Raw genomic sequence first — 14,722 nt, forward strand, 5'->3', positions numbered from 1 at the left:
GTCCTCATCCTCGACGAGCCCACCTCCAGCCTCGACCGGGACGAAGTCGCCCAGCTGTTCACCCTGGTCCGCAGACTGCGCGACCGGGGTGTCGCGATCCTCTTCGTCACCCACTTCCTCGACCAGGTCTTCGACCTGTGCGACCGGGTGACCGTCCTGCGCAACGGGCGCCTCGAAGGCGAGTACCGGATCGACGAGCTGACACCGGTCACTCTCGTACACCGCATGGTCGGCAGCGAACTGCGCATTCTCGACGAACTGGCCGAGACCTCCCACACCGGCACTACTGACGGCCCCGGTTCCGGGGACACGCCCTTCCTCAGCGCCCGCGGTCTCGCGCGGACCGGTGGCGTCCAGCCCTACGATCTGGACATCCACCGCGGCGAGGTCATCGGCCTGGCCGGGCTCCTCGGCTCCGGACGCACCGAGGCGGCCCGGCTGCTCTTCGGAGCCGACCACGCCGACGGAGGAGAGCTCCGGATCGACGGCGAGCGTGCCGTCCTGCGATCCCCGCGCGCCGCGATCGCCCACAAGATCGCCTTCTGCTCGGAGAACCGCAAGGCGGAGGGCCTGATCGGCGAACTCACCGTCCGCGAGAACATCGTGCTCGCCCTCCAGGCCGCACGCGGCTGGACCAGGCCCCTCTCCCGCACCCGGCAGGAAGAGATCGCCGCCCGGTGGATCGAGGTCCTCGACATCCGCCCGGCCGCCCCCGAGGCACAGGTCCGCAACCTCAGCGGAGGCAACCAGCAGAAGGTGCTGCTCGCCCGGTGGCTGCTCACCGACCCCGATCTGCTGATCCTGGACGAACCGACCCGGGGCATCGACATCGGCGCCAAGACGGAGATCCAGAAACTGGTCACCCGCCTGGCCGCGGAAGGCACCGCGGTCCTCTTCATCTCCGCCGAACTCGAGGAGGTGCTGAGGCTGAGCCACCGCGTGGGCGTCCTGCGCGACCACCGGCTCGTCGCCACCCTTTCCAACGACCCCACACTGACGCCCGACCGGATCCTGGGCGCCATCGCCACCGGAGCCACCTCATGACACCACCTGACGACACCGGCGCCGGGGGGCGTCCGGTCCGCGCCCCCGGCGCCCGGCGGCTCATCGCGCACCGCCTGTTCTGGCCCGCCGCAGTGCTGGCCGCCCTGCTGGTGGGGAACGTCGTGTTCACCCATGACTTCCTCGCCGTCCGCGTCCAGAACGGACACCTGTACGGCAGCCTGATCGACATCCTGCAGTTCGGTGCCCCCCTGATCCTGGTGTCGCTCGGCATGACGCTCGTGATCGCCACCCGGGGCATCGATCTCTCGGTCGGTTCGACGGTCGCCATCGCCGGCGCCCTCGCGTGCGAGCACATCGCCACCGCGAAGGACCCGGGGAGCCTGTCCACCGTCCTGTCGGCGATCGCGGTGGCGGTCGGCGTGGCCGCCGGGATCGGACTGCTGAACGGCTTCCTCGTCGCCCGGCTCGGCGTCCAGCCCATCGTCGCCACGCTGGTCCTCATGGTCGCCGGGCGCGGCGTGGCCCAGCTGATCACCGACGGCCAGATCATCAGCGTGTCCAGCAGCGCGTACAAGATGATCGGCGGCGGCTACTGGCTCACCCTCCCCTTCGCCGTCCTCCTCGCTGCGGCCCTCGTCGCCGTCACCTCCCTCGTCACCCGGCGGACCGCGCTCGGACTGCTCATCGAATCGGTGGGCGGCAACCCGGTCGCCAGCCGACTCGTCGGCATCCGGGCAGTCGGCCTCCTGGTCATGGTCTACGTCGTCAGCGCCGTGTGCGCCGCGGTGGCAGGCCTGATGATCAGCTCCAACGTGTCCAGTGCGGACGGCAACAACGCCGGCCTGTGGATCGAACTGGACGCGATCCTCGCCGTCGTCATCGGCGGCACCGCCCTGACAGGCGGTCGCTTCTCCCTCGGCGGGACGGTCCTGGGCGCGCTGATCATCCAGACCCTCTCGACCACGATCTACACCCTCGGCGTACCGCCCGAGACCACCCTCGTCTTCAAGGCCCTGGTCGTCATCGTCGTGTGTCTCGTCCAGTCGCCCGCGTTCCGCGCGCGACTCTCACGCCGTCGCCGAACGGCCGCCCCGGACCCGGCCGCCGCGGCCGGCGACCTGACGGCCCGCCAGCAGGAGGTCCACCCGTGAGCACCACCCTCACCAAGCCGCTCCACCGCTTCTCGGCACGGCACGCCGCCCGCCTGCCGCTCATGGTGACGGCCACGCTGCTGGTCGCGATGTTCTCGATCGGCTCCATGCAGTACGAAGGCTTCTTCTCCGCCCAGGTCCTGCTCAACGTCCTGATCGACAACGGCTTCCTGCTCGTCGTGGCGATCGGCATGACGTTCGTCGTCCTCACAGGCGGGATCGACCTCTCGGTCGGCTCCATGGTGGCCCTGTCGACCATGCTGACGGCCTGGCTCGTCGAACAGAACGGGCTGCCGCTCGCCCTGGCGGTGCCGGTGGTCCTGCTGGTGGGAGCAGGGGGCGGGGCCCTCATGGGCTGGGTGATCCACGCCTTCGAGATCCAGCCCTTCATCGTCACTCTCGCGGGCATGTTCCTCGCCCGCGGCCTGTGCTACATGATCAGCACCGAGTCCATCTCCCTCACCGACCCGACGACCACGCGGATCGCCCAGACGCGGGTGCTCCTGCCCGGGGGCCTGTTCGTCTCACCCGCCGTGGTCATCGCCCTGGTCGTGCTGGCGCTCGCCTTCGTCGTCCTCCACCACACCCGCTTCGGCCGCACCGTCTACGCCTTGGGCGGCAACGAGACCTCCGCCCGTCTCATGGGCCTGCCCGTAGGGCGCACCAAGGTCGCGGTGTACGCCGTGAGCGGCCTGTGTTCCGCCCTCGGCGGTCTGCTGCTGACCTTCTACATGCTGTCCGGCTACGCCCTGCACGCCGTCGGCATGGAACTCGATGCCATCGCCGCCGCCGTGATCGGCGGGACGCTGCTGACCGGTGGTTCCGGTTTCGTCCTGGGAACCGCCCTTGGCGTGACGGTCCTCGGCTTGATCCAGACCATCATCAGCTTCCAGGGCACGCTCAGTTCGTGGTGGACCCGCATCGTCATCGGCGGTCTGCTGTTCGTCTTCATCCTCCTCCAACGCCTCTTCGGAGGATCGCGCCAGGCGGAATAGACCCCTCGCCGAGGGCGAACCCCGAGCCGTCCTCCGCGTACGAACGAGACCAGGGTGGGGCAGGGCCATCCCTGCCCCTTTCGGGCTGCGCCTTTTCGGGCTGCGCCCTCTCGCCGACAAGGAACCTCCATGAACCCATCACCGTCCCCCATCACCGGGGTCCCCCCGGTCTGCCGCCCCGAACCGTACGCCGGACAACGATGGACCTTCGGCTTCTCCGGCGGACTCACGGCGGAGGTGCACACCCGCGGCGCCCGCCTCCACGGGCTGTGGGCGCCGGACCGGAACGGCACCCCGGCCGACATCGTCCTCGCTCCCCACGACCCCGCCCGGGCGGCCGATACCGCCCGGTACTTCGGCTCCACCGTCGGCCGCTACGCCAACCGCATCGCACACGGCCGGTTCTCCCTGGACGGGAAGCCGTACCGGCTGACCACGCAGGAGAACGGCCACTGCCTGCACGGCGGCACCGACGGCTTCGACACCCGCCTCTGGGAAGCCGAGAGCGTGCACACCCCGGAGTGGACCGGTGTGCTCCTGCGCCTCCGGAGCCCGGACGGCGACCAGGGGTTTCCGGGAACCCTGGACGTCACCGTCAGCTGTCTCATCGGCCGCGACGGCGAACTCGCCTTCACCTACTCGGCGGTCACCGACGCGACCACCCTGGTCAACCTGACCAACCACGCGTACTTCAACCTCGACGGCGAGGGCACCGGCGACATCCTCGACCACGAACTCGCCGTGCACGCCTCCCACTACACGCCGGTCGACGACGACCTCCTTCCCCACGGGGACCACCGCCCCGTCTCCGGCACCGCGTTCGACCTCCGCCGCCCGCTGAGGATCGCCGACGCCCTGGCCCGCCCCGGCGTGGACGGCGGGTACGACCACAACTTCGTCCTGAGCCCGCATGGCGACGAGGCACTGCGCCCCGCCGCCGTCCTGTACGCGCCTGCCACCGGCCGCCGCATGGAGGTGCTGACCACGGAGCCCGGACTGCAGGTCTACACCGCGGGGCAGTTCGACGGAACGGTCCTCGGCAAGAGCGGCACGCCCTACCGGGCGGGCGCCGGCATCGCGCTGGAGACCCAGCACTTCCCCGACTCCCCGAACCGCCCCGGTGACCCTTCCGCGGTGCTGCGCCCCGGCGACGAGTACCGGTCGAGGACGGTCCTGCGGTTCAGCACGCGCGGCTGACCGCGTACGCGCACGCTGACATGGCTGTGCCCGCCGGTGGAGGAGCCGGCGGGCACAGCCATGATCGGAGGGACGTCAGGCACCCGCCCTGCGCTTGTTCCACACGTCGAAGCCGACCGCCGCGAGGAGCACCAGGCCCTTGATGACCTGCTGCCAGTCGGTGCCCACCCCGACGAGGTTCATGCCGTTGTTGAGCACGCCGAGGACCAGGCCGCCGATGATGGCTCCCAGGACGGTCCCGACTCCACCGCTCATCGACGCCCCTCCGATGAACGCGGCGGCGATGGCCTCCAGTTCGAAGTTCACGCCCGCCTTCGGCGAGGCCGCGTTGAAGCGCGCGGCGAAGACGAGCCCGGCGAGCGCCGCGAGCATTCCCATGTTGAGGAACACGGCGAAGGTCACCTTCTTGTCCTTGACCCCGGACAGCTTGGCGGCCGGCAGGTTCCCCCCGATCGCGTACACGTGGCGGCCGATCACCGCGTTGCGCATCACGTAACCGAAGCCGACCAGCAGCGCGGCCAGGATCAGGAGGACCACGGGGGCGCCCTTGTAGCTCGCGAGCAGCAGGGTGGTGACCAGGACAGCAGCGACCAGTGCCGTCAGCTTCAGCGCGAACAGGCCCGTGGGGAGCGGCTCCAGAGCGAACTCGCGCCGGCGACGGCGGTCCCGCACCTCCTGGAACACCACGTAGGCGACCAGCCCCAGGCCGAGGAGCAGGGTCCCGTTGTGGTAGTTGGTCTGCGGTCCCACCTCCGGCAGGAAGCCGTTGGCGACCTTCTGCAGGCCGTCCGGGAACGGGCCGAGCGTCTGACCCTTGAGGAAGATCTCCGTGAGCCCGCGGAACAGCAGCATGCCGGCGAGGGTCACGATGAACGACGGTATGCCGACATACGCGATGAAGAAGCCCTGCAGGGCGCCGGCGACGGCTCCCAGCAGCAGGGTGAGGAGCACCGCGACGGGCCAGGCCACATGGTGCTCGACCATGAGTACCGCCCCGATGCCACCGACCAGGGCCATCAGGGAGCCCACGGACAGATCGATGTGCCCGGAGATGATGACGATCATCATGCCGATGGCCAGGATGAGGATGTAGCTGTTCTGCAGCACCAGGTTGGAGACGTTCCGCGGCAGCAGGAGGTCGCCGCCCGTCCAGATCTGGAACAGGAGCACGATCAGGCCGAGGGCGAAGAGCATCCCGTACTGGCGCATGTTCCGCCGGACGCCGTCCAGAAGCACCCGGGCCAGCGGTGCCCCGGTGGACGGAGCCCCGCGGCCCGGGGGCGCCGGTGTGGTCGCTTTCGTGCTGACGTCGGCGCTCATGCCTGGTGTCCTTCGCTGGAGGCGGCGCCTGTGGTGACCGCCGGTGATACGGGGGTGTCCTGTGTCATGTGCCGCATCAGGACTTCCTGGGTGGCGTCCTCGCGGGCGACTTCGCCGGTCAGCCGGCCTGCGGCCATGGTGTAGACGCGGTCGCACATGCCGAGCAGTTCGGGCAGCTCGGAGGAGATGAGGAGAATCGCCTTGCCCTCGGCGGCGAGCCGGTCGATCACGGTGTAGATCTCGAACTTGGCTCCCACGTCGACTCCGCGGGTGGGCTCGTCGAGGATGAGGACGTCCGGCCCGGCGAGGATCCACTTGCTGAGAACGACCTTCTGCTGGTTGCCGCCGGAAAGGCGGCCGACCGGCTCGAGGACGTTCGGAGCCTTGATGTCCATGGTCCGCCGGTACCGTTCGGCCACCTTGCGCTCCTCATGCCCGTCGACTACGCCGCGGCGGGCGAGGGCGCCGAGGGACGCGAGCGAGATGTTCCGGCTCACGGAGTCCCCGAGGTTGAGCCCGTAGTGCTTGCGGTCCTCTGTGACGTACGCGATGCCGTGGGCGACCGCCTCGGGGACCGTGCGTGTCCGTACCTCGCGGCCGTTCTTGAGCACGGTGCCCTGCTCGTAATGGCCGTAGGAACGGCCGAAGACGCTCATCGCGAGTTCGGTCCGGCCCGCACCCATGAGTCCCGCGACGCCGACGATCTCCCCGCGGCGGACCTGGAGCGAGACCCCGTCGACGGCCTTGCGGCCGCGGTCGAGGGGGTGACGTACGGTCCAGTCCCGGATCTCCAGGACAGGGTCGGCGTCGGCCGGGCCCTCGTACGGCGTGCGGTCGGGGAACCGGCTGTCGAGATCCCGCCCCACCATGCCGCGGATGATGCGTTCCTCGGTGGTGGCGGGGTCCCTGACGTCGAGGGTCTCGATGGAGCGCCCGTCGCGCAGGATGGTGACGGAGTCGGCGATCTGGGCGATCTCGTTCAGCTTGTGCGAGATGATGATCGAAGTGATGCCCTGGCTCTTCAGCTCCCGCATCAACCGCAGCAGCTTCGCGCTGTCCTCGTCGTTGAGCGCCGCGGTGGGCTCGTCGAGGATCAGTAGGCGGACGTTCTTCGCCAGCGCCTTCGCGATCTCCACGAGCTGCTGCTTGCCGACACCGATGTCGGCGACCCGGGTCTCGGGGTGTTCGTCGAGCCCGACCCGCCTGAGCAGTTCGGAAGCACGGCGCAGCGCCTCGTGCCAGTCGATGATCCCGCGCCGGGACGGCTCGTTGCCGAGGAAGACGTTCTCGGCGATCGACAGGTGGGGAACGAGTGCGAGCTCCTGGTGGATGATGACGATGCCGCGCTGCTCGCTGGCCCTGATGTCCTTGAACCGGCACGGCTCGCCTTCGAAGAGAATCTCGCCCTCGTAGGTGCCGTGCGGGTGGACGCCGGACAGGACCTTCATGAGCGTCGACTTGCCGGCACCGTTCTCTCCGCACAGGGCGTGCACCTCGCCGCGCTCCACGGACAGGGTCACGTCGGACAGTGCTCTGACCCCGGGGAAGGTCTTCACGATGGACCGCATCTCGAGGACGGGGCCGGACGGGGACGAGACGGAGACGGGAACCTTGGGGGAGCCGGCCGGGGCGGGCGTCACCGCAGTTCCTCGGCGTTGATGTAGCCCGAGTCGACCAGGACCTTCCGGTAGTTCGACTTGTCGACGCTGACCGGATCGAGCAGGAAGGCCGGAACCACCTTCTTGCCGTTGTCGTAGGTGGCGTCGTCGTTGATCTCGGGCTTCTTGTCGGCGAGGACGGCGGTCACCATGTCCGCGGCGACCTGCGCCAGCGCACGCGTGTCCTTGTAGACGGTCTGCGTCTGCTGGCCCGCGATGATCGACTTCACGGAGGCGACCTCCGCGTCCTGGCCGGTGACCACCGGCAGCGGCTTGGCGGCGCTCCCGTAGTCGTCGGACTTCAGGGCGGACAGGATGCCGATGGAGATGCCGTCGTAGGGGGACAGCACGGCGTCGACCCGGGCGGTGGAGTACGAGGAGGTCAGCAGGTCGTCCATGCGCTTCTGCGCCGTCCCTCCGTCCCAGCGCAACGTGGTGACCTGGTTCAGCTGGGTCTGCTGGGAACGTACGACCAGCTGCTTCTTGTCGAGGTAGGGCTTCAGCACCTTCATGGCGCCGTTGAAGAAGTACTTGGTGTTGTTGTCGTCGTTGGACCCGGCGAACAGCTCGATGTTGAAGGGGCCCTTCTTCGAGCCGGCCTTCAGCCCCAGCTTCTCCACGATGTACGTGGCCTGGAGCTCGCCGACCTTCTCGTTGTCGAAGGAGGCGTAGTAGTCGACGTGCGGGGAGCCCAGGATGAGCCGGTCGTAGGAGATGACCGGGATGTGGGCGTCGGCCGCCTGCTGCAGGACGTTGGCCAGGGCTTCGCCGTTGATGGCGGCCACGACCAGGGCGTCGACGCCCTGGGTGATCATGTTCTCGATCTGGGCGACCTGCTGGTCGGGGTCGTCCTCGCCGTACTGCAGGGTCGTGGCGAACCCGGCCTTCTTGAGGCTTTCGGTCATGTTGCGGCCGTCGGCGATCCACCGCTCGGAGGACTTGGTGGGCATCGCGATGCCGATGGTGAGGTCTTTCGTGTCCTTCGAGTCCTGGCTGCCGCCCTCGCTGTTCTGCCCGCAGGCTGTCAGGAGCAGGGCACAGCCGGTGGTCACGGCCAGGAAGGCGGATGCGGATCGGAACTTCTTCATGGGTTACCTGGCAATCCCGTCGTCGAGGGCGGCTCCGGCCGAGGGACGGGTCCGGCGGCAGCGCGTGAGCTCGCACCACCGGGACGGCGCCGTTCCGGCTGGGTGGCCGGGGCGGCGGCGCCCCGGTCGAGGTAGATTGTTAGCGCTCACAACAGCGTGATACAAGAGGCGCTATGGTTTTTCTCGCATCGATACACAGCCGTAAGCTGGGAGAAGGGAGGCGAACGTGGCGCATCCCGCGGAAGACGTCCGCCCGCCGACGATGGCCGACGTCGCACGAGAGGCGGGGGTCTCCCACCAGACCGTCTCCCGGGTGCTGAGCGATCACCCCAACGTGCGCGCGGCCACCCGGGAACAGGTCACCCTGGCCATCGAGCGGCTGGGCTACCGTCGCAACTCCGCCGCGCGCGCCCTGGTGACGCGCCGTACGAGGACGCTGGGTGTCATCGCCGTCAACACCGCCCTGTACGGCCCTGCCAGCACCCTGACCGGCCTGGAGGAGGCGGCCCGGGAGCAGGGCTACCTCGTCTCGACCGTCAGTCTGCGCACCGGAGAGGGCCAGGGGCTCAAGGACGCCATCGACCACCTCGCGTCCTGGGGTGTGGAGGGCGTCGTCGCCATCACCCCGCAACGCTCGCACGTGCAGGCGCTCGCCGAACTGGACGCGCCCTTCCCCGTGGTCACTGTGGAGGGCGGTCATCAGCTCGACCTTCCCGGAGTCTCCCTCGACCAGGAACTCGGCGCCCGCATGGTCACGGAGCACCTGCTCGCCGCCGGGCACGGCAATGTCTGGCACGTGGCGGGGCCCGACGACTGGCTGGAGAGCGAGGCCCGCACCGCGGGATGGCGCACCGTCCTGGAGGAGAGCGGCATCCGCCCTCCGCGCGTACTGACGGGGGACTGGAGCCCGCTGTCCGGGTACCGGGCGGGACAGGAACTCGCGGGACTCGCCCTGGCCCGCCGCGGGGCGACACCGGTCACGGCCGTCTTCGTCGCCAACGACCAGATGGCGCTCGGCGTCCTGCGGGCGCTGCGCGAGGGCGGGATCCGCACCCCCGGGCAGGTCGCCGTCGCCGGCTTCGACGACATCCCGGAGGCCGAGTTCTTCCCTCCGCCGCTGACGACGGTCCGCCAGGACTTCGCCGCCATCGGGCGCCGGAGCATCGGGCTCCTGGTGGACCACATCGAGGGTCGCGCCCGGAAGGCCGAGCACCTCCTGGTGGAACCGCAGCTCATCATGCGCGCGAGCACGCGCCCCTCGAACGAATCCTGACGCGGTGGGCGGGCTCTCGCCACCAGCTCCTGGCGGCCGGTGACGGGTGTCCTGTCTGTTGTCTGTTGTCTGCTGTCTGCTGTCTGCTGTCTGCTGTCTGCTGTCTGCTGTCTGGGGTCTGGCGTCTGCCGCCTGACGTCTGGCGTTGGCGTCCGGCGGCGCACGCGCGTCGGTCCACCCCCGCAAGCGCCCCCGAGCGTTCAGCCCCCTCGGCCCTCCCGCCTCTCGCCTCCCGCAGGGCTGGTCGCGACGCCGGGGCTGCCTCCGGACGGTAGGTGAGCGCTCACTTCAGAGGTCCCTCTGCCTGCCGAATGTTCGACAGAACTGCACGCAACTCTTGTCCAAGTCAATTGTGAGCGTTAACAATCAGAGTGCTCCTCTGGCCCTGCTCATGACGAGAGAGACCGCATCGTGACCACACACACCCTTTCCGGCCCCGCAGCCCCTCACCACCCCGAGGCATGCACCATCGGAGTCGACTTCGGCACCCTCTCCGGGCGCGCCGTCGTGGTCAGGGTCCGGGACGGCGCCGAACTCGGTTCGTCGGTCCACGAGTACCGCCACGCAGTCATCGAGGACCACCTTCCCTCCACCGGCGCCCCCCTGCCCCCCGACTGGGCCCTGCAACACCCCGAGGACTGGCGCGACGTCCTGCGTACCGCCGTTCCGGCGGCGCTCGCCGACGCGGGGGTCGACCCGGCCCGCGTCATCGGCATCGCCACCGACTTCACCGCCTGCACGGTCCTGCCGACCGCCCCGGACGGCACCCCGCTCGCCCTGACGCCCGAGTGGGCCGACCGCCCGCACGCCTGGCCCAAACTGTGGAAGCACCACGCGGCCCAGGCCCAGGCCGACCGCATCAACGCCCTCGCTCACGCACGCGGCGAGAAGTGGATCGCACGGTACGGCGGCAAGATCTCCTCCGAGTGGCAGTACGCGAAGGCCCTGCAGGTCCTGGAAGAGGATCCGGCCGTCTACGCCGCCTGCGCCCGCTGGATCGAGGCGGCCGACTGGATCGTCTGGCAGCTGACCGGCACCGAGTCCCGCAACACCTGCACCGCCGGCTACAAGGGCATCCACCAGGACGGGACCTACCCCTCGCCCGACTTCCTCGCCGGACTCCACCCGGACTTCGCCGACTTCCCCGCCACCCGCCTGGAGCACCCCCTCTCCCCGCTGGGCTCCCGCGTCGGCACCCTGAGCAGCCGGGCCGCACACTGGACCGGTCTCGCCGAGGGCATCGCCGTCGCGGCGGGCAACGTCGACGCCCACGTCGCCGCACCCGCGGCGGGCGCCGTGGAGAACGGCCGGATGCTCGCCATCATGGGAACATCCACCTGCCACGTCCTCAACGGCGCCACCCTCGCCGAGGTACCCGGCATCTGCGGGGTCGTCGACGGAGGCATCGTCGAGGGCGCCTACGGCTACGAGGCCGGCCAGAGTGCGGTCGGCGACATCTTCGCCTGGTGGCTCCGCCAGGGCGTCCCGGACCACTACCGCGCCGAGGCCGAGGCATCGGGCGAGGACCTCCACCAACTCCTGACCCGCAAGGCCGCGGACCAGCCGGTCGGCGTGCACGGCCTGGTCGCCCTGGACTGGATGAACGGCAACCGCTCCACCCTGGTCGACCACCATCTCTCCGGAGTCATCGCCGGCCTCACCCTCGACTCCCGGCCCGAGGACGTCTACCGGGCCCTGCTCGAATCCACCGCCTACGGCACCCGGATGATCGTCGAGACCTTCGAGGGCGGCGGGATCCCGGTCGAGGAGTTCATCGTCACCGGTGGGCTGAGGAAGAACGCGCTGCTCATGCAGATCTACGCCGACGTGCTCCGCCGACCCGTGTCCGTCGGCACCTCCGAACAGGGGCCGGCGCTCGGCTCCGCCATCCACGCCTCCGTCGCCGCGGGCGCCTACCCCGACGTCCGTTCCGCCGCTTCCGTGATGGGCAGCGTCCAGCGCCACGCGTACCTGCCCGACCCCGCACGGGCGGACGCCTACGACGCGCTGTTCCAGGAGTACCGCGCCCTGCACGACCACTTCGGTACCGGAGCAGACCTCCTCCTGCACCGCCTGCGACGGATCCGCAACGCCGCCCGCCTCGGCACCACCGGCTGACCGGGGCGCCTCTTCGCCCCGGCCTCCATCGGCCCGACCTCTCCGCCCCAGCACCTCCGAGGAGCACACCCGACATGACGCTCGCCCAGCCCGACCGCGAGATCTGGTTTCTCACCGGAAGCCAGGCCCTCTACGGCGACGACACCCTGGCCCAGGTCGCCGACCAGTCCCGCGCCATCTGCGACACCCTCGCCGGGCAGCCCCGGATGACCGTCCGCCTGGTGTGGAAGCCGGTCCTCACCGACGCGGCCGCCATCCGCGCGGTCTGCCTGGAGGCCAACGCGGACGACCGCTGCATCGGCCTGATCGCCTGGATGCACACCTTCTCCCCGGCCAAGATGTGGATCGCCGGCCTCGATGCCCTGAGCAAGCCCTTGCTGCACCTGCACACCCAGGCCAACCGCCAACTGCCGTGGTCCACCATCGACATGGACTTCATGAACCTGAACCAGGCCGCCCACGGCGACCGCGAGTTCGGCTTCGTCCAGACCCGCCTCGGTGTCCCGCGCAAGACCGTGGCCGGCCACGTCTCCACCCCCGACGTCGTCGACCGCATCGCCGGATGGGCACGCGCCGCCATCGGCCGGTCAGAACTCACCACCCTCAAACTCGCCCGGTTCGGCGACAACATGCGCGACGTCGCCGTCACCGAAGGCGACAAGGTCGAGGCACAGCTGCGGTTCGGGGTCTCGGTCAACACGTACGGCGTCAACGACCTCGTCGCCGCGGTCGACGCCGCTCCCGACGACACCGTCGCCGACCTCGTCAAGGAGTACCAGGACCTCTACGCCCTCGCGCCCGAGCTGCGGCCCGGCGGCGAGCGTCACGACTCCCTGCGCCATGCCGCCCGCATCGAAGCCGGCCTGCGTACCTTCCTCACCGAAGGCGGGTTCCGCGCCTTCACCACCAACTTCGAGGACCTCGGGGGCCTGCGCCAGCTGCCCGGCCTCGCCGTGCAGCGCCTGATGGCGGACGGCTACGGCTTCGGCGGCGAAGGTGACTGGAAGACTTCCACCCTGCTGCGCACACTGAAGGCGATGGCCCACGGCCTGCCCGGCGGTACCTCCTTCATGGAGGACTACACCTACGACCTCACGCCCGGCCAGGAGCTCATCCTCGGCGCCCACATGCTCGAGGTCTGCCCCTCCCTCACCACGGCCACGCCCACCTGCGAGCTCCACCCGCTCGGCATCGGCGGACGAGAGGACCCGGTCCGCCTCGTCTTCGACGCGGACCCGGGTCCGGCCGTCGTCGTCGGTCTCGCCGACATGGGCGACCGGTTCCGCCTCGTCGCCAACCACATCGACGTCGTCGCGCCGCCCGAGCCGCTGCCGAAGCTCCCCGTCGCCCGAGCCGTCTGGCGCCCCCGCCCCGACCTGCGCACCTCCACCGAGGCCTGGCTGACGGCCGGAGCACCGCACCACACCGTCCTGACCACCGCCCTCGGCGGCGAGGAGCTCGACGACCTCGCCGAGATGCTGCGGACCGAACTCGCCGTCATCGACGAGGACACCACCATCCGGCGCTTCACGCGCGAGCTGCGCTGGAACCAGGCCTACCACCGTCTGGCCCAGAGCCTGTGAGCACCCCCGCCACCCCTCCCACCAGGACGGAGCCCTCCGTGAGCACCGCCGTTTCCAAGGAACTGCGCCGAGAGGTACTGGAGGCCAACCTCCGCATCCCCCGAGCCGGGCTCGCCACTCTCACCTGGGGCAACGTGAGCGGTGTGGACCGACAAGCCGGTGTCTTCGTCATCAAGCCCTCGGGCGTGGCCTACGACGTGCTGGGCGAGGAGGACCTGGTCGTCGTCTCCCTGTCCGACGGAAGCGTCGTGGAAGGCCACCTGCGACCGTCCACCGACACGGAGACTCATCGGAGCCTCTACCTGGCCTTCCCCTCCATCGGAGGCGTGACCCACACGCACTCCACCCACGCCGTCGCCTTCGCCCAGGCCCGGCGTCCGATACCGGTGCTCGGTACGACCCACGCGGACACCTTCAACGGTCCCGTCCCCGTCACCGCGGCCCTCACCCCCCTGCAGTGCGCCACGGACTACGAGTACAACACCGGCCAGGTCATCGTGGACCTGTTGGGCAGCGACGACACACGGGCCCGGGAGGTCCCGGGCGCCCTGGTCGCCCACCACGGCCCGTTCACCTGGGGCGCCGACGCCACCACGTCCCTGGAGCATGCCATCATCTGCGAGGCGGTGGCCGAGATGGCCCTCCACACCATCGCCCTGGGCACGGTCGAGCCCCCGCAACACGTGCTGGACCGCCACTTCACGCGCAAGCACGGCCCCGACGCCTACTACGGCAACCCTCCCTCTGCCTGACCGCGCCGAGGGGAGCCAGGATCATCCTGACTCCCCTCCCTGGTGCGCCGCAGCGGGTCAGGTGCGCGTCCAGCGCTGGTTGCCGCCGTTCCAGCAGGAGTAGAGCTGGATCAGGGTGCCGTTGGCGGTGCCGTTGGCGGCGGCGTCGAGGCAGAGGCCGGACTGGACGCCGACGATGGTTCCGTCGGAGTTGAGGCGCCACTTCTGGTTGTCGCCGCCCCAGCAGCCGTAGATCTGCACCTTGGCGCCGTTGCCGGTGCCGGCGGCGTCCAGGCACTTGTCGCCGTAGACCCTGAGCTCACCCGTGGAGGTGTGGGTCCACTGTTGGTTGGTGCGGTTGTTGCAGTCCCACAGCTGGAGCTGGGTGCCGTCGGTGGTCACGGCACCGGGTACGTCCAGGCAGCGGCCCGAGGCGACTCCCCTGATCGCTCCGGAGCCGGGGGAGGGGGTCGGAGTGGGGTTGGGGGAGACGGCGTTGAGCGCGTTGAGGACGGAGGTGTGGGCGGGCTTCTTGCTGCCGTCGCCGTTGAACAGCAGCGGCGTGTGCTCGGCTCGCCAGGAATCGGTGTCGCGCACGCCCCA

The 14,722-nt window shown here is 69.9% G+C and carries 12 protein-coding genes; 8 read left to right on the forward strand and 4 right to left on the reverse strand.

Features of this window, described 5'->3' with window-relative positions:
- From AOK00_RS29385 to AOK00_RS29400, 4 genes are all read left to right on the forward strand, one after another.
- On the forward strand, nt 1–1,044 hold a 1,044-nt coding region (locus AOK00_RS29385), incomplete at its 5' end, for a sugar ABC transporter ATP-binding protein (RefSeq protein WP_055603264.1).
- Entirely contained in the window at nt 1,041–2,156 is a 1,116-nt protein-coding gene (locus tag AOK00_RS29390) for an ABC transporter permease (RefSeq protein WP_055603265.1), read from the forward strand. The genes AOK00_RS29385 and AOK00_RS29390, both read left to right, overlap by 4 nt.
- Nucleotides 2,153–3,151 carry a galactofuranose ABC transporter, permease protein YjfF gene (yjfF, locus tag AOK00_RS29395; protein ID WP_055603266.1) on the forward strand — a complete coding sequence of 333 codons (999 nt, stop codon included), beginning with the start codon at nt 2,153–2,155 and terminating at the stop codon, nt 3,149–3,151. The genes AOK00_RS29390 and yjfF overlap by 4 nt, the downstream gene beginning before the upstream one ends.
- 129 nt (nt 3,152–3,280) lie before the next feature.
- Nucleotides 3,281–4,348 carry an aldose epimerase family protein gene (locus AOK00_RS29400; RefSeq protein ID WP_079042255.1) on the forward strand — a complete coding sequence of 356 codons (1,068 nt, stop codon included), beginning with the start codon at nt 3,281–3,283 and terminating at the stop codon, nt 4,346–4,348.
- Nucleotides 4,349–4,423: 75 nt separating this feature from the next.
- Here the strand turns inward: AOK00_RS29400 and mmsB are convergent, their stop codons facing one another.
- The 3 genes from mmsB to chvE are packed head-to-tail and all read right to left on the reverse strand — an operon-like array spanning nt 4,424 to nt 8,414.
- Entirely contained in the window at nt 4,424–5,668 is a 1,245-nt protein-coding gene (gene mmsB, locus AOK00_RS29405; protein ID WP_055603267.1) for a multiple monosaccharide ABC transporter permease, read from the reverse strand.
- Nucleotides 5,665–7,308 carry a multiple monosaccharide ABC transporter ATP-binding protein gene (gene mmsA / locus AOK00_RS29410; RefSeq protein ID WP_173861670.1) on the reverse strand — a complete coding sequence of 548 codons (1,644 nt, stop codon included), beginning with the start codon at nt 7,306–7,308 and terminating at the stop codon, nt 5,665–5,667. Before mmsA ends, mmsB begins: the two co-directional genes overlap by 4 nt.
- Entirely contained in the window at nt 7,305–8,414 is a 1,110-nt protein-coding gene (gene chvE / locus AOK00_RS29415) for a multiple monosaccharide ABC transporter substrate-binding protein (protein WP_055603268.1), read from the reverse strand. The genes mmsA and chvE overlap by 4 nt, the downstream gene beginning before the upstream one ends.
- Nucleotides 8,415–8,640: 226 nt before the next feature.
- On the opposite strand from chvE, the gene AOK00_RS29420 reads away from it, so the two are divergent.
- From AOK00_RS29420 to araD, 4 genes are all read left to right on the forward strand, one after another.
- Nucleotides 8,641–9,687, forward strand: coding sequence for a LacI family DNA-binding transcriptional regulator (locus AOK00_RS29420; RefSeq protein ID WP_015037908.1), 1,047 nt, complete (start codon nt 8,641–8,643; stop codon nt 9,685–9,687).
- 411 nt (nt 9,688–10,098) lie between these two features.
- Nucleotides 10,099–11,805: a ribulokinase gene (gene araB, locus AOK00_RS29425; RefSeq protein ID WP_055603269.1), complete on the forward strand. Its 1,707-nt coding sequence runs from the start codon at nt 10,099–10,101 to the stop codon at nt 11,803–11,805.
- A 74-nt stretch (nt 11,806–11,879) separates the two neighbouring features.
- Entirely contained in the window at nt 11,880–13,388 is a 1,509-nt protein-coding gene (araA, locus tag AOK00_RS29430; protein ID WP_055603270.1) for an L-arabinose isomerase, read from the forward strand.
- 38 nt (nt 13,389–13,426) lie between these two features.
- On the forward strand, nt 13,427–14,140 hold the full coding sequence (gene araD, locus AOK00_RS29435; protein ID WP_055603271.1) for an L-ribulose-5-phosphate 4-epimerase AraD: 714 nt from the start codon (nt 13,427–13,429) through the stop codon (nt 14,138–14,140).
- 57 nt (nt 14,141–14,197) lie between these two features.
- On the opposite strand, the gene AOK00_RS29440 is transcribed toward araD, so the two are convergent.
- The coding region (locus tag AOK00_RS29440) for an RICIN domain-containing protein (protein WP_173861671.1) at nt 14,198–14,722 on the reverse strand (525 nt) is incomplete at its 5' end.

Source organism: Streptomyces aureus (genome assembly GCF_001418135.1).
GTDB lineage: Bacteria > Actinomycetota > Actinomycetes > Streptomycetales > Streptomycetaceae > Streptomyces > Streptomyces aureus_A.